23 protein-coding genes are annotated in these 24,430 nt (G+C 43.3%); 10 read left to right on the top strand and 13 right to left on the bottom strand.

From position 1 onward, the window contains the following. Window positions 1-7 precede the first annotated feature (7 nt). The gene (locus R1T43_RS09490; RefSeq protein ID WP_211071075.1) at window positions 8-1,048 is read left to right on the top strand and encodes a phosphotransferase family protein; all 1,041 of its coding nucleotides are present in this window, start codon (window positions 8-10) and stop codon (window positions 1,046-1,048) included. A 185-nt stretch (window positions 1,049-1,233) separates the two neighbouring features. Beyond that, the gene (locus R1T43_RS09495) at window positions 1,234-2,208 is read left to right on the top strand and encodes an NADPH:quinone oxidoreductase family protein (RefSeq protein WP_211071074.1); all 975 of its coding nucleotides are present in this window, start codon (window positions 1,234-1,236) and stop codon (window positions 2,206-2,208) included. A gap of 113 nt (window positions 2,209-2,321) precedes the next feature. Here the strand turns inward: R1T43_RS09495 and R1T43_RS09500 are convergent, their stop codons facing one another. From R1T43_RS09500 to R1T43_RS09515, 4 genes are all read right to left on the bottom strand, one after another. Then, window positions 2,322-2,669: a lactoylglutathione lyase gene (locus tag R1T43_RS09500; RefSeq protein ID WP_317355387.1), complete on the bottom strand. Its 348-nt coding sequence runs from the start codon at window positions 2,667-2,669 to the stop codon at window positions 2,322-2,324. A 271-nt stretch (window positions 2,670-2,940) separates the two neighbouring features. Then, window positions 2,941-3,246 carry a hypothetical protein gene (locus tag R1T43_RS09505; protein ID WP_211071072.1) on the bottom strand — a complete coding sequence of 102 codons (306 nt, stop codon included), beginning with the start codon at window positions 3,244-3,246 and terminating at the stop codon, window positions 2,941-2,943. Between the two features lie 211 nt (window positions 3,247-3,457). Continuing rightward, window positions 3,458-4,222, bottom strand: coding sequence for a glucose 1-dehydrogenase (locus R1T43_RS09510; protein ID WP_317355391.1), 765 nt, complete (start codon window positions 4,220-4,222; stop codon window positions 3,458-3,460). Between the two features lie 10 nt (window positions 4,223-4,232). Then, window positions 4,233-5,147 (bottom strand): haloalkane dehalogenase, encoded by a 915-nt coding sequence (locus tag R1T43_RS09515; RefSeq protein ID WP_317355393.1) that lies wholly within the window; start codon window positions 5,145-5,147, stop codon window positions 4,233-4,235. A 245-nt stretch (window positions 5,148-5,392) separates the two neighbouring features. On the opposite strand from R1T43_RS09515, the gene R1T43_RS09520 reads away from it, so the two are divergent. From R1T43_RS09520 to R1T43_RS09535, 4 genes are all read left to right on the top strand, one after another. Next, window positions 5,393-7,513: a 3-hydroxyacyl-CoA dehydrogenase NAD-binding domain-containing protein gene (locus R1T43_RS09520; RefSeq protein WP_317355395.1), complete on the top strand. Its 2,121-nt coding sequence runs from the start codon at window positions 5,393-5,395 to the stop codon at window positions 7,511-7,513. Between the two features lie 10 nt (window positions 7,514-7,523). Then, window positions 7,524-8,705, top strand: coding sequence for an acetyl-CoA C-acyltransferase (locus R1T43_RS09525; protein ID WP_126872766.1), 1,182 nt, complete (start codon window positions 7,524-7,526; stop codon window positions 8,703-8,705). A gap of 9 nt (window positions 8,706-8,714) precedes the next feature. Further along, a complete protein-coding gene (locus R1T43_RS09530) occupies window positions 8,715-10,514 on the top strand; it encodes an acyl-CoA dehydrogenase C-terminal domain-containing protein (protein WP_317355398.1) in 1,800 nt (599 codons plus the stop codon). Window positions 10,515-10,585: 71 nt separating this feature from the next. Next, entirely contained in the window at window positions 10,586-11,527 is a 942-nt protein-coding gene (locus tag R1T43_RS09535) for an alpha/beta hydrolase (protein WP_317355401.1), read from the top strand. 134 nt (window positions 11,528-11,661) lie between these two features. On the opposite strand, the gene R1T43_RS09540 is transcribed toward R1T43_RS09535, so the two are convergent. From R1T43_RS09540 to R1T43_RS09550, 3 genes are all read right to left on the bottom strand, one after another. Further along, on the bottom strand, window positions 11,662-12,057 hold the full coding sequence (locus tag R1T43_RS09540; RefSeq protein WP_013783794.1) for a DUF3718 domain-containing protein: 396 nt from the start codon (window positions 12,055-12,057) through the stop codon (window positions 11,662-11,664). A gap of 582 nt (window positions 12,058-12,639) precedes the next feature. Further along, on the bottom strand, window positions 12,640-13,596 hold the full coding sequence (locus R1T43_RS09545; protein WP_211071067.1) for a sugar-binding transcriptional regulator: 957 nt from the start codon (window positions 13,594-13,596) through the stop codon (window positions 12,640-12,642). Window positions 13,597-13,610: 14 nt separating this feature from the next. Further along, window positions 13,611-14,267: an HAD family hydrolase gene (locus tag R1T43_RS09550; protein ID WP_211071066.1), complete on the bottom strand. Its 657-nt coding sequence runs from the start codon at window positions 14,265-14,267 to the stop codon at window positions 13,611-13,613. Window positions 14,268-15,007: 740 nt separating this feature from the next. Here R1T43_RS09550 and R1T43_RS09555 point away from each other — a divergent pair. Then, window positions 15,008-16,723 carry a hypothetical protein gene (locus tag R1T43_RS09555; RefSeq protein ID WP_317355407.1) on the top strand — a complete coding sequence of 572 codons (1,716 nt, stop codon included), beginning with the start codon at window positions 15,008-15,010 and terminating at the stop codon, window positions 16,721-16,723. 9 nt (window positions 16,724-16,732) lie between these two features. After that, a complete protein-coding gene (locus R1T43_RS09560) occupies window positions 16,733-18,247 on the top strand; it encodes a mannitol dehydrogenase family protein (RefSeq protein ID WP_317355409.1) in 1,515 nt (504 codons plus the stop codon). Between the two features lie 116 nt (window positions 18,248-18,363). Here the strand turns inward: R1T43_RS09560 and R1T43_RS09565 are convergent, their stop codons facing one another. Together R1T43_RS09565 and R1T43_RS09570 are read right to left on the bottom strand one after the other, a co-directional pair. Then, the gene (locus tag R1T43_RS09565) at window positions 18,364-18,756 is read right to left on the bottom strand and encodes a DUF3718 domain-containing protein (RefSeq protein ID WP_211071063.1); all 393 of its coding nucleotides are present in this window, start codon (window positions 18,754-18,756) and stop codon (window positions 18,364-18,366) included. 192 nt (window positions 18,757-18,948) lie between these two features. Continuing rightward, window positions 18,949-19,851 (bottom strand): LysR family transcriptional regulator, encoded by a 903-nt coding sequence (locus tag R1T43_RS09570; protein ID WP_013783800.1) that lies wholly within the window; start codon window positions 19,849-19,851, stop codon window positions 18,949-18,951. 191 nt (window positions 19,852-20,042) lie between these two features. Here R1T43_RS09570 and R1T43_RS09575 point away from each other — a divergent pair, with 191 nt between their 5' ends. Next, window positions 20,043-20,498 carry a MaoC family dehydratase gene (locus tag R1T43_RS09575; protein ID WP_211071062.1) on the top strand — a complete coding sequence of 152 codons (456 nt, stop codon included), beginning with the start codon at window positions 20,043-20,045 and terminating at the stop codon, window positions 20,496-20,498. 32 nt (window positions 20,499-20,530) lie between these two features. Here the strand turns inward: R1T43_RS09575 and R1T43_RS09580 are convergent, their stop codons facing one another. Beyond that, window positions 20,531-21,649 (bottom strand): mechanosensitive ion channel family protein, encoded by a 1,119-nt coding sequence (locus tag R1T43_RS09580; RefSeq protein ID WP_317355766.1) that lies wholly within the window; start codon window positions 21,647-21,649, stop codon window positions 20,531-20,533. Window positions 21,650-22,016: 367 nt separating this feature from the next. Beyond that, window positions 22,017-22,484: a hypothetical protein gene (locus R1T43_RS09585; protein WP_211071061.1), complete on the bottom strand. Its 468-nt coding sequence runs from the start codon at window positions 22,482-22,484 to the stop codon at window positions 22,017-22,019. Window positions 22,485-22,732: 248 nt separating this feature from the next. On the opposite strand from R1T43_RS09585, the gene R1T43_RS09590 reads away from it, so the two are divergent. After that, window positions 22,733-23,041 (top strand): hypothetical protein, encoded by a 309-nt coding sequence (locus R1T43_RS09590; RefSeq protein ID WP_317355419.1) that lies wholly within the window; start codon window positions 22,733-22,735, stop codon window positions 23,039-23,041. Between the two features lie 77 nt (window positions 23,042-23,118). Here the strand turns inward: R1T43_RS09590 and R1T43_RS09595 are convergent, their stop codons facing one another. Both R1T43_RS09595 and R1T43_RS09600 read right to left on the bottom strand, forming a co-directional pair. Beyond that, window positions 23,119-23,301 (bottom strand): entericidin A/B family lipoprotein, encoded by a 183-nt coding sequence (locus R1T43_RS09595; RefSeq protein ID WP_057791438.1) that lies wholly within the window; start codon window positions 23,299-23,301, stop codon window positions 23,119-23,121. Window positions 23,302-23,342: 41 nt separating this feature from the next. After that, entirely contained in the window at window positions 23,343-24,317 is a 975-nt protein-coding gene (locus R1T43_RS09600; protein ID WP_317355425.1) for a mechanosensitive ion channel, read from the bottom strand. Window positions 24,318-24,430 lie beyond the last annotated feature (113 nt).

The following is a 24,430-nucleotide window of genomic DNA, read 5'->3' on the forward strand; positions in this document are numbered from 1 at the left end:
AGTATCTGTGGCTACGCACACACTAGATATAGACACGTTAAATCGCTACTTAAATAAGGCGTGCCCAGAAATAGGCACGGTATTGTCGGCAGAGAAATTCTCTGGTGGGCAATCTAACCCTACGTTTAAATTAAATGCTGATTCTGGCGTTTATGTGCTGCGTCGCCAACCGCCGGGGAAACTGCTTAAGTCTGCCCATGCGGTTGATCGCGAGTACCGCGTGATTAATGCACTCAGTAATACAGAAGTACCTGTGCCTAAGGTTTATCACTTGTGTGAAGATGCCGACATTATAGGCAGTATGTTTTACATCATGGCTTACGTTGAGGGCGACATCTATTGGAACAGCGCCTTACCGGAAGTCGATAGCCCCAAAACCCGTGGTGCCATGTACGATGAAATGAACCGCGTGTTGGCAGTAATGCACAGTGTTGATATTGAAGCCGCTGGGTTAACGAGTTACGGCAAACCCGGGAGTTACTTTTCACGTCAGTTAAGCCGCTGGACTCAACAATACCGTGCGTCTGAGCTAGAACACGTTGAAGACATCGAACAGCTTATTACCTATTTAGAAGAAAATTTGCCTGAAGACGACGGGCAGATAGCCTTAGTTCACGGTGATTTTAGGTTAGATAATATGATGTTTGATATGTCTAACCTTGATGCACCTAAAGTGATTGCGGTACTTGATTGGGAACTGTCTACCTTAGGGCATCCATATGCTGATTTAGCCTATCAATGCATGCAATTGCGTTTACCGAGTGACATTGCCCACGCTTCCGGCTTAGGCGGGTTAGACAGAGACGCGCTAGGGATTCCTAGTGAAGAAGAATACGTAAATGCCTATTGCAAACGACGGGGCATCGACAAAATAGACAACTGGACGTTTTACCTCGCGTTTAGTTTTTTCCGTTTAGCGGCCATCCTGCAAGGGGTGGTAAAACGAGCCCATGACGGGAATGCATCAAGCGACAAGGCGATGCAATTAGGCGCTATGGTGCGCCCTTTGGCACAAATTGCGAATAAAACAATTCATCATAACGGGTAAACCACCGAATACGGTTGTGAACCTTATTTACTTTGAAACGGGCTTGAACGCCATGCGGATGGTGATTGTGCTCACTCGCGGTACTAATAAATAGGCGCGAGTGGGATTACTTAAGCGCTAATGAACAACTTGTCGCCCGTTGATAAACGAGCGGTAAGCAAAGAAACGAATGATAAGGAGTGGCTATGAAAGCGATTGTATGTGAGGCATTTGGACCAATAGACGATTTAAAATGCAAAGAAATTGACGATCCAGTAATCAAGCCAGGGCACGTAGTCGTGAATGTAGAGGCGGCTGGTGTAAATTTCCCTGATGGGCTACTGGTGCAAGGTTTATATCAAATGAAACCGCCATGCCCATTCGTGCCAGGAAATGAAGTGGCTGGTGTGGTAGCCGAAGTGGGAGAAGGTGTAAAGCATATTAGTGTAGGACAGCGCGTTATTGCATTGTCTAACCTAGGTGGCTTTGCCGAGAAAGTATTGGTGCCTGCTACGCATGTTATGCCATTACCCGATCCTATCGATGTAAAAGAAGGTGCTGCACTAGTGACTGCGCACGCTACTGCCCACCATGCGCTAAAACAGCGAGCCAAAATTCAACCGGGTGAAACCCTTGTGGTAACAGGCGCGGCTGGCGGTACTGGCTTAGCGGCAGTGCAAATAGGTAAGGAAATGGGGGCTACGGTTATCGCCGTTTGCTCTACTGAAGAAAAGCTTGCGCTGGCCAAAGAGCATGGCGCAGATATACTTATTAACTACAAAGAAAAGAACCTAAAAGATGCCATTAAAGAAGCCACAGACGGTAAAGGCGCTGATGTGGTTTACGAATGTGTTGGTGGCGATACTTTTCACGCCTGTAGCCGCAGTATGGCGTGGGAAGGGCGTTTGCTTGTAGTTGGTTTTGCGGGTGGTGAAATTCCTCAATTCCCTGTGAACTTATCGTTAGTGAAAGGCTATTCAGTAGTTGGCGTATTTTGGGGTTCATTCACCCAGCACGATCCAAAAGGCTTTGCCGCTAACATGCAAGAGCTTTTAACCTGGTATGTGCAAGGTAAAGTGAAAGTTGTGGTAGATGAAGCCTTACCCATGGACCGTGCTACCGAAGCCATGGCTAAAGTGATGAACCGCGAAGTAAAAGGCAAAATGGTTATTACACCATAGCGTTTTGGAAAAATAACCTGAAAGCGTTATTAGGTATATACGAAAGATAAAAGCGACAAGGCATGGCTAACGACAGCAGATCACTCTGCTGCCTTCCATGCCTTTTTTATTGTTTAAGACTTTTGAAGCTCAGTGATATGCAATAGTTCGCCGCTAGGGCCCCACAGATAAAATACCTTTCCCCACGCTTCTATCGAAACGTCTGATATCTTGAGTTTATCGGTGGCTTTTTTACATAATGAATGTGCCGCTTCAATATCCTTTACGCAAACCTGCAGCATGAAGTTTTTTGCCAAATCTTCCTGATAGAAATTCTGTAAAAAGAATTGGCAATCGCCATTTTCAAATAAGGTTAATTCATCGGAAACAAATTCACCTTTAAAACCGATTTGGCCGTAAAAACTTTTCGATATTTCGTAATCTTTACTGGGAATGAATACTTTGATGTGGTCAACAACCATGCGCTTCTCCAACCATTGTCTAACTGACTTTTAGCCGTATTGTGGCATACTAATGATGTTGATTATAGGCCGCCAAATGTAGATGAATACAGATAAGTGTAGATGAGAAACGGCGCTTATATCAGCAATGTATTTAGCTGTTGGCTATAATAAGCACATGCCAATAGGCTTAAATAAGCTGGGGTCGAAGCAGGTTGGTCGAGCTAGAAGCAGAGCGGCAATTGCTTACAGGTATGCAAATATTTATGGGCTTACAAGCATTGACTGGTAATTACTGAGCTACAACAATACCTTGTGGCAAAGCTGTATGGAGTAAGCGCGTAGCGTTAGATGCAGAACGCTTTTGTGTTGAAACAGAAATCAAACGTTTAAGCGCAAAAGAAGAAGACTGGCTTCGTACTTTCTTAACGGTAACGGGTGAATTCTGCGTAGGGTTTACAAGCTGAAACCCAGATGTTGATGCTGAAGCAGACGTTGCGTATTGCGTTGATAGCTCGTTGGCTAAACCGTTCGAAGATAGGCCTAAACCAACAACAATGCTGCTCATAGTAATGAAGTGTCTTAATGTCATTTTCATAAGTACTCTTAGCGTATAGCTTCTTAGCGCACAGATTGGCTAGGTAAAAAGTCAGAAGCGACTAACAAGTCGCTTCGTCCGAAGGTTTTGTTTGTTCCGCTTCATTACAACTAAAGTCGCACTAAAACAAAACATCACCCTTTATACTAAGGTATGAAAACTTATACTTTTGGATGCCTGTTTAAACCAGCAACAGGCATCCGCCAAGCGCTTACCATGCAGTGACGCCGCCATCTACCGCAATAGTTTGCCCATTCATGTAACTATTACCTGGTGACAACATAAGGATCATGGCATTTACAATTTCTTGAGGCTCGCCTAAGCGTTTCATTGGGCTTCCCATGCCAAGTTGAGTTTGTGCTTCTTTGGTGTTGTAACCGTCCACATTTAAAATGTTGGTAGGGCTATAAAAAGGGCACACTGCATTTACACGTACATTCTTTCGGCCATATTCAACAGCAGCAGTTCGAGTCACGCCTGCAACCGCATGTTTAGCGGCGGCATACGCGCCACCTTTCGGTGCGCCGCCTAAACCGGCAAGGGAACTCACATTTAATATATGTCCTTGCTTCTGCGATAACATCTGCGGTAATTGATACTTCATGCCAAACATCACGCCTTTTACGTTCACAGCAAACTGAAGGTCTATTATCTCTTCGGTCATTTCATGCATAGGGGCAGGAACATGGGCAATGCCGGCATTGTTGATGGCGATATCTAAGCGACCAAATTTCTCTTTTGCTAACTCCACCAAGGCTTTGTTCAATGCCTCACTGGCAATATCGCCCGCTTTCGTTACCACATCGGTATAGCTTGCAACGTCAGCGCGACATGACGCTAAGTTTTCTTCATTAATGTCCGATAGCACCAGTTTGGCGCCTCGACTCCCTAAACCTTCTGCTAATAAGCGGCCAAAACCGCTGCCCGCGCCGGTGATTAATATTACTTTGTCGCTAAAATCTAACAATGAATCCATGGTGGTTCCCTTAAGCTTGTCCAGTTGCGTTAATAAAAGTGATAAGAAGATCGGCCAATTCAGGTCCTTTATCTTCTTGTACGAAGTGTCCGCCTTTCACTACCGTGGTGTGCTGCACACCTCGACAGCCAGGTATCAAAGACTGCATGAGTTTGTCGCCCCCAGCGGTTACCGGATCGCTGTCACTGAATGCGGTCATAAATGGCGTATTAAATTGTTTTAATCTTTCCCACGCATCTCGGTTTGCTTGGTTTTGGGGATCGTCGGGTGTGGCGGGTACTAATAAAGGAAACTGTCTGGCTCCTTCTTTATATTCTTCAGAGGGGAAAGGGGCGTCGTAAGCATCTAATGTTTCTTGAGAAAGCGTAGATACGGTTCCACCTTTAATTACACCTGATACGGGAAATATCGGCACATCCTGTGAGAATCGACGCCAGTTTAAAAACGCCTCCGGTGGTGTATGTTCACCAGTTGGTAAAAAAGTGTTAGATGCCATAACGCCAGCAAAACGATCTGGCATGTCGGCGACTAATCTTAAGCCCAACAACCCTCCCCAGTCTTGACAAAAGAGCGTGACTTTTCCTTCAATGGTTTGATTAAACCAGTCTTTCAACCAAATAAGATGTCGGGCATAAGTGTAATCTTCCCGCCTGGTGGGCTTATCTGAACGGCCAAAGCCAATTAAGTCAGGCACTAAAACATTAAAGCCTGCATCGGCCAATATCGGAATCATGGTGCGATACAGATACCCCCATGAAGGCTCGCCGTGCAAAAGAAGGATAGTGTGACCATCCTCTGGACCACACTGATAGTAGGCCATGGCTATTTCGGCGCTAACCGTATCGGTAACCTGAACGTACTTCGGCTTATAAGGAAAGTCGGTAATAGAAGAGAATGCACTTTCAGGGGTTTTTAAGACTTGCATACTTGCCCACCTCAAATGTAAATTGTATGTAACAAATTGTCGTGTAAGTTAACAAAAACACTAGTAAGGTAATCTGTCAAATCTTCCTTATACCCTATCGAATATGCGCTCAAGGGGAGTTGGGCACAAATAAAGGGGTTGCTGTCTATATTAAATATTGTGATGAATGTCTATAACACCAATAAACTTGGATGATTGACAACACTGCAATAACATCCGGTTAACGTGAATAACAGGATACCGTTATGACAGAGATGGAAAACAAGGCAGTGGACTACGCAGTCCAACAGGGCGTAGCAACAATCACTATGCAAAGTGCGCCAGTAAACGCACTTTCTCGTGCAGTACGAGTGGGTCTAATAGATGGCATAGAAAGCGCATTAAGCGATGACAGTGTTAGCGCTATTGTAATCACTTCTTCTCTCGCCCTATTTTCAGGCGGCGCTGATATTAGTGAATTTTCCGGTGGCGATTTATCGCCAAACCTTCCTGAAGTACTCGACAAAATCGAAAATGCAACTAAACCTGTAGTGGCTGTATTGCCCGGACCAGCATTTGGTGGTGGTTTAGAAGTGGCGCTAGCGTGTCATCACAGAATTACCTTTGCTGGCAACCAGGTTGGTCTTCCAGAAGTTAACCTAGGCATATTGCCAGGTGCAGGTGGAACGCAGCGTTTACCACGTTTAGCCGATCCTGCTACCGCTTTAACAATGATAGTTACCGGTAAGCCTACTCCGGTAGTGAAGCTTCCAGGTGTATTCGACAAGATTTCTGATAAACCGGAACATTTGCTTGAAGACACTAAGCAGTATCTTGGTGCATTAACTGCTGAAAACGGTATTAAACGTACCAGTGATATTACGCTGACAATGTCAGAAGAAGTGCAGGGCGTATTTGATGCCGTTACCGCCCAAACGAAAAAAGCAGCCCGTGGATTTTTTGCTCCACTAAAATGTATTGAAGCGGTAAAAGGCGCTTATACGTTAGCCTTTGAAGATGGCCTTAAGCACGAAGGTAAGCTGTTCATGGAATGCATGAACACACCGCAAGCCCGAGCTCAGCAGCATTTTTTCTTTGCTGAACGCGCTGCAGGACATGTAAGTGACTTCGATAAAAACACACCTGAACGAAGCATAGAGAAAGTTGCCGTTATAGGCGCTGGCACCATGGGTGGCGGTATCGCCATGAACTTCGCGAACGCGGGTATTCCAGTCACCATGCTAGAGCTTAAGCAAGAAGCGCTAGATAAAGGCTTGGCGCTTATTCGTAAGAATTACGAAAACTCAGCGAAAAAAGGTAAGTTAACCCAAGAGCAAGTGGAAACACGTATGGCGCTACTAAGCGGCACCACCACGTATGACGACCTAGCAGATGTTGACCTTGTTATTGAAGCTGTATTTGAAAAAATGGAAGTGAAGAAAACTGTTTTCACTACCTTAGATAAAGTCTGTAAGCCAGGGGCTATCTTAGCATCTAACACGTCTACGCTTGATGTAAACGAAATTGCTGCGTGCACTTCACGACCTCAAGATGTTATCGGTCTTCACTTCTTCTCGCCTGCTAACGTTATGAAGCTGCTAGAAGTGGTTAAAGCACAAGATACGTCAGCAGACGTTATCAAAACCTGCATGAAGTTAGCCAAGCGCATTAAGAAAGTCGCGGTATTGGTTGGCGTATGTTTTGGGTTCGTTGGTAACCGCATGATTGAACCATATGGCCGTGAAGCTAACCGTTTATTGCTTGAAGGCGCAAGCCCTGAGCAAGTCGACCGTGTGCTTACACAGTTTGGTATGCCTATGGGGCCATTTACCATGGGTGACATGGCAGGGTTAGACATTGGTTACTATGTACGCCAGTCTCGCCAAGCCTTTATTTCACATGACCCTTCTTACGGTGCAGTGGCTGACCGATTGGTAGAGAAAGATCGTAACGGTCTTAAAACGGGTCGTGGTGCTTATCTTTATGAAGCTGGCAGCCGTGTTCCAATTCCAGACCCTGAAGTACTAGAAATTGCTAAACAAGAAGCTGCGCGCCTTGGAGTTACCCAGCGCGATGACATTAGCGATGAAGAAATTCTGGTACGTTGTCTATACACCTTAATTAACGAAGGCGCATGCATTCTTGAAGAAGGTATCGCGGCTAAATCTAGCGATATCGATGTTATCTATGTATATGGCTATGGCTTCCCAGTTTATCGTGGCGGCCCTATGCAGTATGCCGATGAAGTTGGCCTTGGGGAAATCGTAGATAAGCTATCTACCTACGCTGAAAGACTGGGTGACTACGGAAAAATGTGGTTACAACCAAGCGACCTATTAATCAAGCTAGCGCAAGAGCGCAGTAGCTTCGCAAAATTTAAAAACTAAGGAGTACGCTATGCGCGATGCAGTAATAGTTAGTACCGCAAGAACGCCTATTGGCCGTGCCTATAAAGGCGCACTTAATAATTTACCAGCCCCTACATTAGGTGGTCATGCTATTCGCAACGCGGTACAACGTGCAGGTGTCGATCCTGCCAGTATCGACGATGTGATCATGGGCGCAGCCCTAACGCAAGGCAGTGGCGGCATGAACATAGGTCGCTTAGCGGCATTAGCAGGCGATTTGCCGGTGACTGTTGCAGGTATGACTTTAGACAGGCAATGTAGCTCTGGCATGTATGCCATTGCTAATGCGGCAAACAGTATTCGTACTGGCGATACCAATATTATGGTAGCGGGCGGGTTAGATTCTATTTCTTTGGTTCAAACCAAAGCCATGAACATGTCTCGCGCGGTAGACCCACAATTAGTGGCAAAGCATAAAAGTATTTATATGCCTATGCTGCAAACTGCTGAAGTTGTGGCACAGCGTTACGGTATTAGCCGTGACGTGCAAGACGAATACGCTTATCAAAGCCAAATGCGCACTGCGGCAGGTCAAGAAGCGGGTAAGTTTGACGACGAAATTGTGCCAATTACGGCCACTAAAGCCATTTTTAATAAAGAAACTGGCGAGACAAGTGAGCAAGAAGTGACGTTATCGAAAGACGAAGGTAACCGTCCCGAAACCCAACTTGAAGGTTTGCGTTCGCTGAATCCTGTGATTGAAGGCGGTTGTATTACTGCGGGTAATGCGAGTCAATTGTCGGACGGCGCTAGTGCTACCGTGATTATGGATGAACACTCTGCCGCTAAAGGCCAAGCGCAACCATTAGGCATTTACCGTGGTATTGCGGTAGCAGGTTGTGAACCAGATGAAATGGGTATTGGCCCTGTGTTCGCTATTCCTAAATTGTTAAAGCAACACGGCTTAACCATGGACGATATTGGTTTGTGGGAACTTAATGAAGCCTTTGCTGTTCAAGTGCTTTATTGCCGCGACAAGCTGGGTATTCCTGATGAATTACTAAACGTAAACGGTGGTGCAATTTCAATTGGTCACCCTTACGGAATGAGTGGCGCACGTATGGTGGGTCATGCATTAATCGAGGGCAAACGACGTGGTGCTAAATACGTTGTTTGTACTATGTGTATTGGCGGCGGTATGGGTGCTGCTGGTTTATTTGAAGTTATATAGGTATTTGGTATGGAAGGTTATAAAGCTCCACAACGCGACGCCATGTTTGTTACACATGAGCTATTAAACTATCAAGAACATTATCAAAAGCTTGGTTTTGACGAAGCATCAGAAGATTTAGTGTCAGCTATCTTCTCTGAAGCGGCTAAGTTTTCTGAAAACAGCCTAGCACCCATCAACATGTCTGGTGACGAAGAAGGGTGTAAGTGGGTAGACGGTGAAGTGACTACGCCTGCTGGTTTTAAAGAAGCTTATCAACAATACGTTGAAGGCGGCTGGCCAAGTATGTCTCACCCTGAAGAGTTTGGTGGTCAAGCATTGCCATACTCACTGTCATCTATTATTGCTGAATGGTTCTCGGGTGCTAACCACTCATGGGCTATGTACCCTGGCTTAAGCCAAGGGTGTATGGAAACCATCAAAGCACACGGTACTGAAACACTACAAAACCAATATTTACCAAAGCTTATCAGCGGTGAATGGACAGGTACCATGTGTTTAACAGAAGCGCATTGTGGCTCTGATTTGGGTATGCTTAAATGCCGTGCAGAACCACAAGACGATGGAAGCTACAGCTTAACGGGTACGAAGATTTTCATCTCAGCCGGTGAGCACGATATGTCTGAAAATATCGTTCATATTGTACTTGCCCGTTTGCCTGGCGCCCCAGAAGGCACTAAAGGTATTTCGTTATTTGTAGTACCTAAGTTCAACGTTTCTGATGAAGGCGAAAAGCTAGATCGCAACGGCGTTGCTTGTGGCAGTATTGAACACAAGATGGGTATTAAGGCTAGCGCCACCTGTGTGATTAACTTTGACGGTGCGAAAGGCTTTTTGATTGGCCAGCCAAACCGTGGTCTTAATTGCATGTTCACCTTTATGAACACTGCCCGTATTGGTACTGGCCTTGAAGGCTTAGCAGCTTCTGAAGCGTCTTTCCAAGGTGCATTGCGTTACGCTAAAGATCGTATTCAATTTCGTTCTTTAACTGGTCGTAAGAACCAAGATGGCCCAGCAGATCCAATTATTGTGCACCCTGATGTTCGCCGCATGCTACTTACGCAAAAAGCCTTTGCAGAAGGTAACCGTGCATTAGCAGCTTACTGCATGCAGTTGGTTGATGTGACCCTTTACGGTGATGATGCACAAGAGAAGAAACTGGCTGATACCAAGCTTGCTTTCTTAACACCTATCGTTAAAGCCTTCTTGACAGAAACAGCGCAAGAAAGCACAAGCTACGGTATGCAAGTTTACGGTGGCCATGGTTTCATCAAAGAATGGGGCATGGAACAGTTAGCACGTGATACCCGTATTTGTACCATGTACGAAGGCACTACAGGTATTCAAGCTATCGATTTATTAGGCCGTAAAGTGATGGGCTCTAATGGCGAATTGCTTAATGTTTTTGTGCAAGAAGTGCGTGAATATTGCGAATCGCTTCGCGGTAAAGCGCAGTTCAGTGCGTGGACCAATGCATTAACGTCTCATTTAGATGAGTGGCAGCAACTTACCATGGATATTGGTAAAGCGGCAGCCTCTAATCCTGATGAGATTGGTGCCGCGTCGGTGGATTACCTTATGTACTCAGGTTATGTGACAGTCGCTTACTTCTGGTTGAAAATGGCTGTTAAATCACAAGAACAACTTGATGCAGGTAGTACTGAGACCGAGTTCTATAAGAGTAAAATCTTAACCACTGGTTTCTATTTTGATCGCTTACTAACGCGCACCCGTTCACTTGTATCAGCCATGCACTCAGGCTCAGACAACCTTATGTCTATGCCAGAAAGCATGTTTGCTATCGAGTAAATACGATACGTAATGAAATGCCGAGCACCTGCTCGGCATTTTTTTCTTTACTGTTTTGCGAAAGGCTAGATATGCCACTAAACGCAGTAACACCTCACACCATTTCTATTCAACACCACCGTATTTATTATCTAGAAAGAAAAGGGCAAACCTCAGATAACCCGTTACTTATTTTATTTCATGGATTCCCTGAAAATGCCCATGCATGGGAAGCGCTCATCAATGCCTTGCCAACTGATTATCATATTATTGCGCCTGATTTACCGGGCTACCATCAATCAGAGCCGTTAACAGATAGCAGCGATTACCAAGTTCCTTCCTTGGTTTCTCGAATGGGGGAATTTGTTGAAACAGTTAGCCAAGGTCAAAAAGCGATATTAGTAGGTCATGATTGGGGTGGGGCGATAGCGTGGCCGTTAGCCGCTTTTCAGCCTAATTTATTTCACAAGCTGGTGATTTTAAATGCAGCGCACCCAAGCACCTTTACCCAAGCGCTTAAAACAAGTAGCGCACAACGTAAGAAAAGTGAGTACATAAAAGCGCTAATAGCAGACGATGCTGAGGTTGTCTTGCAGCAAACCGATTTTGCGTTGCTTAAGGGGATGTTAGGCTCTGCTATGTTTGACGGCGCCATGCCCAAACACGCCATGTCCAAAAATAAAGACCATAAGGCTAGCCCAGATAGCTACGGGCAAAGACTACTTCGTAGTTGGCGCAATACTCCAACATTGTCAGCCATGCTGAACTATTACCGAGAAATGCCACAAACGGCACCCGATGAGCACGCACCTGAAACAGAATTGTCACGCTTACGTGTCCCGGTTCTACGCGTCACTTTACCTACATTGGTATTATGGGGGCGTTTAGATGATGCGTTTGATGAAGGTATCTTAGATGGTTTAACAGCGTACGTTCCCGACCTACGAATTGTGTATCACGATACGGCAACACATTGGGTTCATAGAGAGCAAGCGAGTTGGGCTGCAAAAGAAATAACTGATTTTGTAACGTAGGATTTTTTAAAAAGAAGTATGAGAAAAGCGATATTGGAAAAGGGGCGTGGCCCCTTTCGGGGCCACAAGCACGGCTTCCTGCCGTTACCATGTTGAACTGCTGTATCTTTACATGGTGCGAAGTATCTTAAAAACTAGATACGTTCGTTAAGTTCGCTAGAGATAGGGCTTGATTGAAGACCTTGCTCAGCAATCCACGCTTGAAGTGTTTTACCGTCTGCTTCTGGGTTTTGTAGTTCACGGCTTGGCATTTTCTTAACCAAAAGTGTACCTACATCTACCGCGTTGTTTACGATAGCAGTACGGATTAGGCTGTTGCCGTTACACGAAATACCTGAATAGTAATCATGCAATTTTAATTTGAAATCTGATTGTACACGACGCATCTTTTTACGTAGTTCGCCTTTATCGTCTGCTTGAACGATAGTACAAATGTTGGCTAGCGCTTCGTTTACATCGGCTTGTGCTGCGTTAGAGAAAGCTAGAGTAGATGCTGCGATAACTAAAGAAGTTTTAACAATTTTCAACATGGTTAATTTCCTTTCGTATTTAATGTTTAATTTAAAGTTTGTCTGTTCGGTTCGGGAATAATTAAAAACCAAATGGGCAAGTCAGAAAACATGCAAGCAAATAACAAGGTATCCCAAAGTATACCTTATACGAAAGTTGTAGAGGTGTTGCTAGGTTCTAGCCCTTTATTTATAAGGTGCCAACTAAAGTATAAGAAAAAATTGAAACGGCAAACCTACGTCAATTTATCGGTGAAAAAAGCGAAAAATAAATTTGAAAAGGTAAATGAACGTGGTTTTTGCTCACCTAGCCAGCTCAGAATCGCTAATTTTTTACGTTTTATTTGAAATTTGTTGGATAACAAGCAGCGTTTAAGGAAAATTTGGCTTTATCAAGAAGAGTGGGCGTGGTGGTGGCGTTATTAATAAGCACTATTGATTAGCGTTGTTGATAAGCACTAATAATTAGCACAATCGAATGGCGGTGTTGAACTGCAGCATTGAATTACATTGATAATAGGCGTAGATAAGTAACCAATACGATGACTCATCTACGCGCTAAGAAAAAACGCACTAAAAAATACGCCCTAAGAAAAAAGCCCGTTAGCTATTAAGCAAGGCTTGGGCAGTGGTTTCATTGGTAATGAGTGAATTGATAAGCTTGGAACGCAAGGCACCTAATATGGCATCTTTTTTATTCATACCTGCCGCAATTCCCACTACTGGTTTTTCTGAGGCTAGGGTTAATTTGCTACTGGTTACCCTTCGATTCACTTCACAATCAACAATAGCGCCTTCACGATTGTAAACCCAACCGATAATCTCTCCAGTGGCACCCAAAGAAGACAAGCTTTGCGTTTCGTTATCATTAATGAACCCATCTACATGCAGTGGAGATGTGTTCCCCAAATTACCAATGCCTACAAAAGTAATATCTGCTTGTCGAGACAGTTTGTGAATACGCGCAATGTGAGCTTGTTGATGCAATTGTTCGCGCTCGGTTTCCGAGCCAGCAATAACAGGTAATGGCATAGGATAATGTTGGGCTTTTACTCTATCGGCAATGTGCACGGCTACATCATAGCGAGTAGCCTCACCGTTGTTGGCAATGTTTCCCACTAAAGACACAATTTTGTGCTGCGGGCAGCTCATCAACGCCAGTTCGTCAGCACACGCGCGTAAAACGCGGCCAGTACCAAACGCAATAGTCTGTGGTGAGTCAGATTTGAGCGAGCGCTCTATGGCACTGGCACCTGCTTGCCCCAAGCCTAAGGTAGAGTTTTCGTCGCCAACCACAGAGGGCACGACCTCACAAAATTGCAGACCAAAGCGCTGTTGAATAGTTTCAGCTAACTCCATGCAACGGGCAATAGGGTGCTCGAGTCGCACCTTCACTAGCCCTTCAGACATGGCCAGCGCCACTAAGCGCTGGGCACTTTGTCGAGAGGTATTTAAACGTTTCGCAATTTCGTCCTGTGTCTTACCGCCTACATAATAAAGCCACCCAGCACGAGCAGCTTCGTCAAGACGTTGATTTTCTAGTTGTTGTTTTTTACTCATTTATTCTTGTTCCATCAATCAGATACCAACATAGGGTAGGCTTGTATAAAGTTATCCCAATGTGAAATGGTTGTCGTGTGGTTTGTTGGCATATCCTTCAAATGACTTCCCCCCGTGTAGTGAATAACCTGCATGTTTGCGGCAATACCAGCCTCAATACCCGCAGGGGAGTCTTCAATAACAATACAGTGTTTAGGCGTAACACCCATTTTTTCAGCCGCGTATAAAAAGAGATCGGGGGCTGGCTTCCCGTGTTTCACAAGAGAACGTGTAAATATATTGCCAGTGAAATACTGGCTTAAGCCAGTACAAGATAAAGCGTACTCTGTGCGCTCCGGCGAACTGCTAGTAGCAAGACAATAGGGAACTTTTAGCCTAGATAGTAGGCTTTCAATGCCCAGAGTCGGCATTAAATCATTAGAAAAGCTTTGCTTAAGCAAAGTGTGAAATTCATCTTTAATTTGAGTGGTGACAGTCAGGCCAAAATCATGATGAATTTGCTGTTCAACATGTTGCATACTTTTACCAAGAAATTTACTGATAAAATATTCCGCGTTAATCGACACGCCATAAGTCTCAAGCAAGCGCTGCCAGCTTTGCATTGATAACACTTCACTATCAATTAACACGCCATCACAGTCGAAAATGACAAGGCTGCTTTCTATTGTCATGTAATTCCTTATGCCCACTTATATATTGCTAGAACAAATTAAAGCCCGAATGAAAGCCTAAATAAAAGTATCGCAGTGTATGCTATCCCTATTGTTTCCTAGGTGTTATTTCCAGTGTTCATTCTAGATACGCATGTACTCTACAAAGATGAAATTTTACGTATAAGCCCAGCAATAAACCACTTCAAGTTTACCTAATTAAGCTATTTATCACTTTTTATGACTATTTCTCACCATTCTTGTCAGTAGAATACTGCCACTAAGGTAAATGAGAGGAGAGTATTAATCAGGCTGCCAGGCCGTATTACTCTAAAATACTTATTTTACTTACGCATAACATATCGTGCCCTTACCGTGTTTTTAAGTCAACAAACCCCTGTGGACATAGCAATAGCAGTTCAACTTAAACAAGAATGAACCTACAAGTAATGACATTTATTGGATACAAATTAACTTGTTAACCGAATTATAACGTTAGGCTTGTTAATTCCGTTTACATTTAAACATCGATATGTAAGTATTGCCCATGAGAAATAACTCACGGCAGTGGCAAATGCCCATTTGAGTTAACGGTTACTGAGCCAAACCTAAAAATTTCTAATTATGTTTTGGGTGTAGGCGTCGTTTTTATGAGTGTTAACGTACTGATAATAATATTCATAACAAGTGTAGTTTTGGTACCTAGCAGTAGAATGCGCAGCGGTCTTACCAAAGCGGTGAATAAAGTAGCGAGATAGAAAATGAAAACAGATTCAAGCAATGTCGACATTGCACAGATAGGTGACGAGCAACTCCCAGTTGCTAAACACCAATTGAAGGGCTGGAAGCACTTCATGGGACTTTATGCTGGTGAGCACGTTGCAGCCACCGAGTTTGTGTTTGGTGCTACCTTTGTTGCCCTAGGCGCAACCATGACCGACATTCTGTTTGGTTTACTTATCGGTAACATATTAGCGGTACTTAGTTGGACGCTAATCACTACGCCCATCGCCGTAGATACACGCCTAAGTTTATATACTTACTTGCACAAAATTGCAGGTGATTCGATGACGAAGCTCTATAACTGGGCCAACGTCATCATATTTACCGTCATATCTGCCGCGATGATAACCGTATCAGCGACAGCGGTCAGATTCGCATTGAATATTCCCGCCCAACTTGATTGGTATCCAACGAACCTTGCGTTTGTAGGTGTTGTTGCAGCGGTTGGCGTTATCGTGGTGTTTGTTGCCATGTACGGCTTCAACGCGGTGTCTGACTTTTCGCGTATTTGTGCACCATGGTTATTCACTATGTTTGTGTGTGGTCCATTAGTGCTTATGCCAGCATTGGCTGATGCAGTGATTGGTCAAACATTCTTAACAAGTTGGGCTGACTTCATGCACATAGGCTCTGTGTCGGTATGGACGGGTTTAACCCCCTCTGGTGAACAGGGCATTGGCTTACTTGAAGTTATTGGTTTCTCTTGGGCTGCCAACACCATCACCCATTTTGGCTTGATTGATATGGCTATGCTTCGTTTTGCAAAGCGTAAAGTATACGGTCTTACTACGTCAGCGGGTATGCTTTTTGGTCATTATGTAGCATGGATTTCTGCCGGTATTATGGGCGCAGGTACTGCTATCATCGTTCAAAAATCTATTACAGAATTAGATCCAGGTGACGTTGCATTCCACGCGCTAGGTTTATCTGGCTTGGTCATTGTTATCGTTGCTGGTTGGACTACTGCGAATGCTAACTTGTACCGTGCAGGCTTAGCAGCGCAGGCTATTTTTAAAGATAAATCTCGAATTAAAACCACCGCCACAGTAGGCATGGTTACCGTTGTTATCGCGTGTTTCCCATTCGTATTTACTAAACTACTTCCTTTATTAACTTATGCTGGACTATTAGTCGTTCCTGTTGGCGGCATTGTATTCGCTGAACACGTCATCTTCCCACGTATTGGTTACACACGCTATTGGGCACATTTCCAAAACTTAACGCACAGTACACCTGCGGTAGCGACCTGGGGATTAGGGCTTGTATTTGGTTTTGGTCTTAACGCATTAGATATTATTTCTTTCTACTATCTGTTTATTCCAACGTGGATATTCACCATCATTGTTTACACCTTATTGGCAGCAAAATATGGTGCAAAACGCCAATACGTTGAAGAAAAAGCAGAAATGGATGCGTTCGATAAAGAAGTTGAAGTGCAGCAGGAGCGTCAAGCCGCCGAGCTTCCAACCCCCGCAATAGACACTTCAATGTTATCGAAATTACTGCAAGTTGTGTCTTGGGGTAGCTTATTGGTGACGACGTTATTAGCCATTAATGCCTTCTCGTTAAGCCCAGATGTAGCCAATTACGAAAGTAACAGAGAACTGTTCTTTAACTTAGCTTTCGTATGCACAATTATTTACTTTACTACTGCTTACTGGTCAATGCGTCGCCACAAAGCACTTGCGAAATAGAGGTTTTTTATGCAACCAGCAACTAATATGCGTTTGAACCGTACTGCGTTATCTTCTCTTGATGAGAGCATCGCTGTACCTCAGTACGATGTATCTCGTGTAGAAGCCGGTATTGTTCATGTTGGCGTGGGCGGCTTCCACCGTGCCCACGAAGCCATGTACGTAGATGCGTATATGAACGTAACAGGTGACACGTCATGGGGTATTTGTGGGGTAGGGCTGCGTGAAGCCGACCGCCATATGCAATCACTATTAAAAGAGCAAGACTACCTTTATACATTGGTAGAAAAGCACGCAAATGGTGAACGTAAAGCCCGTGTTATTGGTGCCCTTACCGACTTTTTGATTGCGGGCGATAGCCCCATGGCCATCATTGATAAAATGGCGTCCGAGGCAATTAAAATTGTTTCGCTGACTATCACGGAAGGTGGGTATAACTTCGACCCCACTACCGGTGAATTTATTTCACAAAACCCTGATGTACAGCATGACTTAGCGAACCCAGAATCACCAAAATTAGTTTTCGGTTATTTAACGGCTGCGCTTAAAAAGCGTAAAAAAATGGGTCTTGCACCTTTTACTGTGATGTCGTGCGATAACATTCAACATAATGGTGATGTACTCAAAGCCATGTTGCTGTCTTATATTCGTCTTGCGGATGATGATTTTGCACATTGGGTTGAGCAAAACGTAAGCTTTCCTAATTCAATGGTCGATAGAATTACCCCAGCGACAACCGATGAAGACAAAGCAGCATTAGTTGAATCAGGTATTGAAGACAACTGGCCTGTAGTATGCGAACCGTTCGATCAATGGATTATTGCTGATAAGTTTTGCAATGAACGCCCAGCGTTTGAAGATGTTGGCGCACAGTTTGTTGATAATGTGGCACCTTACGAAAAATTGAAGTTGAGAATGCTTAACGCGGGTCACTCTGTGTTGGGGTTAACGGGTTCACTTGCCGATCTTGATACAATTCATGAAAGTGTAGCCCAAACAGAACTTCGTTCTCTGCTAGCTACCTTCATGGTAGATGAAGTCATGCCAACTCTAGATCCGGTTGCAGGTATTGATGTTCACGATTACAAAAATATTTTGCTAGCACGATTTGCAAATCCGTACATTAAAGATTCACTGTCTAGAATATGTTTGGAAAGCTCTGCAAAAATTCCTGTGTTTTTGTTACCTACCATTCGTGAGAACTTAGCAAATGGTGGAAAAGTCGATATTAGTGCCCTAATACTTGCAGCGTGGAGTTTCTATTCAGATAAACGCACGTCGCAAAAAGGTACGCCGCTTGTTATTCAGGATCAACTTGCTGATGAATTGCACAACGCTGCTTCACGTTACCAAGATGATGCTTTGTCTTTCTTGAAAGTGAACAGTGTTTTCGGTGATTTAAGTGATGAAGCAGGCTTCACGCCTGTATATCAAGATTACTTGAGCCGAATTTATAGCGGTGAGTCTATTTTAGAAATAGCTAAATCGCTAATAAGTGCACCAAGCGAGCCAGCGCTCGTCTAGTAGATACAAAGAAAAGAGGCGACCTTGTGGTCGCCTCTTTAAGTGCAGATTACTCTGCAACCATGTTGAATCTTTTCACATGGTATGTGAATTCTTTAACTACAGCTCAAGGCGGTTTATAAGCGTCCGTTCAGGACTGTGGCAATTTCATTACCTTCCAAGCCATTTTCAGAAACCCATGCTTGCAACGTTTTACCGTCAGTTTCTGGTGCTGATAAATCACTCTTTGGCATCTTCTTAACTAGCAGTGAACCTGCTTCTACAGCGTTGCTTAGCATTGCGGTACGTATCAGGCTGTTGCCGCTACAGCTAACACCTGAATAATAATCTTTTAGTTTAAGGCGGTAATCTGATTCTACAGAACGCATTTTCTTGCGTAGCTCACCTTTATCATCTGCTTGTACGATAGTACAAATGTTTGCTAATGCTTCGTTTACGTTGGCTTGCGCCATGCCAGATACACCCAAAGTTGCTGCGATAACTAGCGAAGTTTTAACGATTTTCAACATGGTCAATTCCTCGGTTTAATTTAAAAGTATGTTCGTTCGTTGGGTTCTATTAAACGCAAAATAATTGAGGTTAGAAAGTCTGGGTCTAATACTAAGGTATATAGTTTAATATCTAAGTGGCGTTGAAAAGAGAGGCGCAAAAAAAAGGCACACCACTAAAAGAGGTGTGCCTTGGAGAATAATGAATAAACGTTAGTGGCTTTTAAAGTGGCTCGACACTTCCATAATCTGCTCACGCATCCACATATGAGCGTAATCGTGATCTGCACTCACGTGCCAATATAAGAAATACTCGACGGTAGGTAGGTCGAAAGGTAATTCATAAATGGCTAAGTCGTAATGCTTTGCCAAATGAAATGGCAAACAAGCTATAAGGTCGGTTTTCACAATTGTGCTGGGCACAGTTAGAAAGTGTTGGCTTCGCATAACTTCTTTACGGCGTTTACCCATTCTATCTAGCGCTACATCAATAGGGCCTGCACCTGATTTACGTTGCGACACATTAATGTGACCTAAGCGTAAAAAGGTGTCTAAATCTAAACCGTTCTTTAAAGCAGGGTGATTCTTTCGTGCTAACACCACAAATCTATCTTGCGCTATTTTCTCTTTGCATAAATGCGGATCGCTGAATGTAGACGCGTCGGCGAAGAAATCCAAGGTGCCGCTTGCCATCGCAGATACTATCTGACTACGAGGGATCTCGTAATTAGTTAGGCTAATATTGGGCGCTAGGTTTTGTAACCGCGACACCAGTCTTGGCATAATGCTAACTTCTAGTAAGTCTCTGCTAGCAAAATTAAATGCCTTTTCTGCAGTTAGAGGGTCGAAGGTATGACTCTCTTGCACGCTTTTTCTTAGCAAGGCTAAGGCTTGTCTCGCAGGTACAATAATATTCTGTGCAACAGGGGTGGGTGTCATGCTATGACCAGTTCTTACGAACAAAGGGTCATTCAACATTTCCCGCAAGCGAGCCAGTGAATTACTCACCGCAGGTTGTGTAATACACAATACATCAGCTGCTTTTGTTAGGCTTCCCGCTGTATATATGGCGTCGAATACGGCGAAAAGGTTTAAATCAATTCTATTAAGATTCATTGCGCAATCCTTGTCTGGCGAGTGCCAGTATGAAAATACCAAAAAGTTACCGGCGAATTCTTTGGGTTAATATTATTTTTACCTTATTGTAACAAGATTATTTATAAATACCTATTATTAAAAGTTAATTGAAACATTCAATACATCAATAGTACTGTTCGTCTTAAATTAACTACCATTGGTCAAAAATTATGAAAACTCTCATCGACTTAGAAGTTGGGGAAACCCTTGAACAAGCTGAATGGCTCACCATTTCGCAAGACATGATTAATCAATTCGCTGAAGCTACGGGTGACTATCAGTGGATACACCTTGATACTGAACGGTGTAAAAAAGAAAGCCCATTTAGAACTACTATTGCGCATGGCTTTCTAACCGCGTCGGTTATGCCTAAGGCCTTTGAAGGTGTACTTGCAGCATCTGACAAAATTGCATCAACCATAAACTATGGTATCGATTCATTACGTTTTTTAGAGCCGGTGAAATCAGGTGATGCAATCAAATATCACTTCAAATTGGTAGAAGTCGTCAATAAACCCGCTGGAAAGCTATTTAAAATGGAATCAAGTTGCGTGCTGGCCTCGTCAGGCAAACCAGCACTGGTGGGGACTTTTCTCATGTTGGCAGTAATGCAACCTAGCGAGTAAGAAAGTAGCTGTGAGTACTCTATATTTGTACTCTACCGGCTAGGAGGCTCGTTAGCGTTGTTGGGGATGTTGGTAGTTTGAACATCAATACGCGGACTCTCTTGGTCGGTATTAATGGCGCGTATTGGATAGGGAATAATAATCCCTTCTGCGGCATATCGCTTATGTAATGCCTTTATAAACGCTGATTTTATGAAGAAGCGATGGAAGTATTCTTTTGCTCTTAACATCACCGTGAAATTGATGCTGGAATTATCAAAGGTGTGGTACACCACGAAGGTATCGTAATCGTCTATTCCCCATTCGTGAGAAACCAATATTTCTTTGGCGACCTCAAGCGTGACCTTTTCTACGTGCTCAAGATCAGAGTTATAATGTACACCTACATCGACCGGTACTGATAACTCTTTACTCGGGTAGAAATAATTAATTATTTTTGATTCCGCTAATACACTATTTGGCACAATAATAGTGTTATTGGGTAACATTTTTATCCATGTGGAGCGCCAACCAATACGCTCTACAAAACCTTGTTCTTTACTCTCTAATTCAATGAAGTCGCCTACTCTAATAGGCTTGTCCATAACCAGCTGTACCCCTGAAAAGAAGTTTTCCAAAGTGGGTTGAAGGGCAAGCGCAACGGCCAGCGATGTGATACCTAACGACGCGATAATGGGGGTAATTGAAATGCCTAACGTACCCAACATAATCAATATACCAATGCCTACGATAAGGCCTTTCACTATACCTTTAATAATGCCCGTGCTACTTCGAAGTGAATCTGAGCGCTGTGTTTGATTGGCAAGTAATCCAACAGCAAAACGATTTAAGAAAAGAATAGCGGCAGTGATCAGTAATATTTTAGACGCAAGGGAAATAGAGGTCGCATAGGACGCGTTTACAATATCGTACTTATCGAACAGCCAGTTTAAAATCCAAATATCGATGACGAAAATAAGGATAGTGAGGGGCAGGTTTAAAGAGTGCGCCAGTAACGAATCGTAGAAATGTGAAGTGCGATCGGTAAGCGACAAAAACTTTCGTAGAAAGATGCGCTTAATTAAGAACATGAAAAGGTTCGCAAGTATCACAGTAACGGTGATAACTAATTCAGGCACTAACATTAAGCCTGCAAAGTTAACTTCTGGCATGGCTTTCCCTTGACCAATAACATACAAATACGCAACGAAGTCATTCACACTTCAACTGTCTAAAAGCAATGCGTGAATATATACACTTATATATGCAGCAAATAACGTTCCAGCCAAATTTACTCAATTGAACCTAGAAAGTAATTAAGAGTATCGGGGTTAATTATTATCTGCACAGACGTAAGTTGTTATTGCCATAGACCTTTCAGCGCGGGCTGTCGCGGCATGTTTGTGGTTTTCTTAAAAGGCGTGTCAGTGCAAGGCTGCGAAGAAGTAAGCAGGGAGATCGTTTGATTCAATGCTAAACAAATGCATTAAATTAGTGCAAATCTTTTATCTTTCTTTTTGTGTTTTCATCTTCAAATCGTTAAAAAGACATACCAATTGCAAGACCGGCAACCACCGCGCTTTCGTGATTTCTATGATAGTCGTAGTGCAGTTGCGGCGAGACCGTAATGCCAGATATCTCAAACTCATATAATAAACCTAACCGTGCAACTTCCATTTTATGGCTACCGTGAAATTCTACCCCAGGGCCAATCTGGGCGATAAAGTGGTTAGTAATGTGAAGGTCCGCAACCAGTAAATAGGTGTAGGCGTCTAAATCTTCAAATGCATATTCGGCCACGAAGCCAAGCCCCAAGAAGTCGCTGATACGATATTCATAATCAATACCTAGGGTAAACGCGTTACCGCACTCTTCTGTATATGTTGTGCCTACAAGGGCGGAAAGATGATGAGGTGACGTTTGCCAATGATGAGCATTTCCTTTTGCAGCAACAGTGGGGGCAAATGCCAAGGCTGTAATCAATCCTATAGCTATTTGTACTCGCATGGTGTGCTCACTACTCTTTATATATTGATGGTGTATGAATAGAAAAACGCTTCTAACACGCCTTTAATCGTAGGTAAGATATTGAAACCTTACAAATGAACTTTAGTTGCAATGCGCATACAACAGATAAATTAGTCATTCCATTTTGATGACTTAAATAGGTAAACTCTAGGCAAGGGATGCTGACTAGACAGGCAACTGAAAGCTAATCGAGAGGCAATAACGAATTAATAGTAAGGAGCGCTGCGATGAACAACGAAGAAGAAACGACTAAGTTTATTGAGGCTTGTACTACTCAGCTTGTTAGTTTATACAACGCAAGTAAAGAGGGAAAAAACGTAGATGCAGATAAACACCGAGTTCAAGGGTTTATGCATGCAGGCGAGCTTCTTGGGGTAATAAGCAAAGGCGAAGGGCAGGCGCTTATCGCTGAGTTACACTTACAGGTTTTTGGAGAAACTATTGACGATAGAGCAAAAAGAAAGAGTAAACTGGAAGCGTTAAAGGCGTCAGATCCAGATGCCTATATTGAAATTCCAGCGATAGAAAGACGTTAACTGGCATTAAGCATCTGTATTGTAAGCCACGACTATAGGCGTCTACAGCGTGGCCTAAATACAATATTCCTGTGAAATTAATTAGATGCGTCTTCAGCACCTTCTTCAATCGCTTCACCAGCGCTTTGAATATCTTCTCCAGCACCTTCTACCGTTGCACAGCCATTCATACCTACCACAGCAGATGAAAACAACAGAGCTGTGAAACTACCTCTAAGTAATTTCGATGTTAAAAATGACGACAAAACTGACTTTTTCATGGCATATCTCCTGGTTTAATAATCAATGTTTTTTGGTTGCTTCACTCATCGCTTGCTTCGCTATCCGCATCTGGTTGATCGCCAGAACTGCGAGTAGGGTTAGATTCGGTTTTTGATGTGGTCTCTTGCTTTTCAAGCATATTGTTAAGGTTATCGCTTCCCTTGGAATTAAAATCCAATGTACGAATAGGGAAGGGAATTAAGATATCGTTTTCTTCTAATACACGTTTAACAGTACATATCGCTTCGTGGCGCACTACCATAAAGCCGGGATCGCCTGGGTAACGTATCCAAAACCAAAGCAATAGATTGATACTTGAGTCACCAAATGACGCTGCGTAAACCGCAGTTTCATCTTTCTTAATAACGTAATCTTTTTCATTCATTGCATCAGTGATGACTTCGGCCGCTTTTTCCACGTCATCGGCGTAAGAAATACCCACGGGAACTTCTATACGCCTAATCCCTTCAACTGAATAGTTAGTTAAAATATTTCTAAATAGGATTTTATTGGGAATGATTTCACGTTGACCATAAAAGGTTGCTACCAAGGTGTTTCGTAAATTAATTTCTTCTACTGTTCCAAAAACACCCTCAGCTTCTACCACATCGCCAATTTCGAAGGGCTTACGAATACCCATCGCAATTCCCGCAATAAGGTTTTCCGTCATATCTTGAAATGCAAAGCCGATGGCCAAACCCACAATACCCGCACCGGCCAGTAAAGATGTCACCGTACCCTTAAGGCCAACAAAATCCAAAGCGATGAAAATACCGAAAACAATAATGAGAGACTTGATAATAGAAGTCAGTAATTTAGCAATTTGACGAGATTCAAATGCCCTTCGCATGACCTTTCCGACAATATTTCCGACTACTTTTGCCAATATGCCGAAAACAATAGCAATTAATATCGCTACTACAAAGTTGGGTAAGTGCTTAATTCCGCTCTCGATCCAACCCTCAAGCTTCTGGTTTATCAGTTGGTAAACGTCATCAATATTCGGAAAATCCATAGAACTCTTTCATTTATCAAACAATATGCAGTGACTATTCAAGATCTATTCCGTAACATTTTTTCTGTAAGGCACTGTTTTAATGGGTGAAAACTAAATTAAACGTTTTTGGA

It is taken from the genome of Alteromonas sp. CI.11.F.A3, from assembly GCF_032925565.1.
In the GTDB taxonomy this organism is placed as follows: domain Bacteria; phylum Pseudomonadota; class Gammaproteobacteria; order Enterobacterales; family Alteromonadaceae; genus Alteromonas.

Coding starts and splice junctions, on each gene's coding strand:
- R1T43_RS09495 (WP_211071074.1), top strand. CDS start 1,234: ATGAAAGCGATTGTATGTGAGGCATTTGGACCAATAGACGATTTAAAA.
- R1T43_RS09500 (WP_317355387.1), bottom strand. CDS start 2,669: ATGGTTGTTGACCACATCAAAGTATTCATTCCCAGTAAAGATTACGAA.
- R1T43_RS09505 (WP_211071072.1), bottom strand. CDS start 3,246: ATGAAAATGACATTAAGACACTTCATTACTATGAGCAGCATTGTTGTT.
- R1T43_RS09510 (WP_317355391.1), bottom strand. CDS start 4,222: ATGGATTCATTGTTAGATTTTAGCGACAAAGTAATATTAATCACCGGC.
- R1T43_RS09515 (WP_317355393.1), bottom strand. CDS start 5,147: ATGCAAGTCTTAAAAACCCCTGAAAGTGCATTCTCTTCTATTACCGAC.
- R1T43_RS09520 (WP_317355395.1), top strand. CDS start 5,393: ATGACAGAGATGGAAAACAAGGCAGTGGACTACGCAGTCCAACAGGGC.
- R1T43_RS09525 (WP_126872766.1), top strand. CDS start 7,524: ATGCGCGATGCAGTAATAGTTAGTACCGCAAGAACGCCTATTGGCCGT.
- R1T43_RS09530 (WP_317355398.1), top strand. CDS start 8,715: ATGGAAGGTTATAAAGCTCCACAACGCGACGCCATGTTTGTTACACAT.
- R1T43_RS09535 (WP_317355401.1), top strand. CDS start 10,586: ATGCCACTAAACGCAGTAACACCTCACACCATTTCTATTCAACACCAC.
- R1T43_RS09540 (WP_013783794.1), bottom strand. CDS start 12,057: ATGTTGAAAATTGTTAAAACTTCTTTAGTTATCGCAGCATCTACTCTA.
- R1T43_RS09545 (WP_211071067.1), bottom strand. CDS start 13,596: ATGAGTAAAAAACAACAACTAGAAAATCAACGTCTTGACGAAGCTGCT.
- R1T43_RS09550 (WP_211071066.1), bottom strand. CDS start 14,267: ATGACAATAGAAAGCAGCCTTGTCATTTTCGACTGTGATGGCGTGTTA.
- R1T43_RS09555 (WP_317355407.1), top strand. CDS start 15,008: ATGAAAACAGATTCAAGCAATGTCGACATTGCACAGATAGGTGACGAG.
- R1T43_RS09560 (WP_317355409.1), top strand. CDS start 16,733: ATGCAACCAGCAACTAATATGCGTTTGAACCGTACTGCGTTATCTTCT.
- R1T43_RS09565 (WP_211071063.1), bottom strand. CDS start 18,756: ATGTTGAAAATCGTTAAAACTTCGCTAGTTATCGCAGCAACTTTGGGT.
- R1T43_RS09570 (WP_013783800.1), bottom strand. CDS start 19,851: ATGAATCTTAATAGAATTGATTTAAACCTTTTCGCCGTATTCGACGCC.
- R1T43_RS09575 (WP_211071062.1), top strand. CDS start 20,043: ATGAAAACTCTCATCGACTTAGAAGTTGGGGAAACCCTTGAACAAGCT.
- R1T43_RS09580 (WP_317355766.1), bottom strand. CDS start 21,649: ATGCCAGAAGTTAACTTTGCAGGCTTAATGTTAGTGCCTGAATTAGTT.
- R1T43_RS09585 (WP_211071061.1), bottom strand. CDS start 22,484: ATGCGAGTACAAATAGCTATAGGATTGATTACAGCCTTGGCATTTGCC.
- R1T43_RS09590 (WP_317355419.1), top strand. CDS start 22,733: ATGAACAACGAAGAAGAAACGACTAAGTTTATTGAGGCTTGTACTACT.
- R1T43_RS09595 (WP_057791438.1), bottom strand. CDS start 23,301: ATGAAAAAGTCAGTTTTGTCGTCATTTTTAACATCGAAATTACTTAGA.
- R1T43_RS09600 (WP_317355425.1), bottom strand. CDS start 24,317: ATGGATTTTCCGAATATTGATGACGTTTACCAACTGATAAACCAGAAG.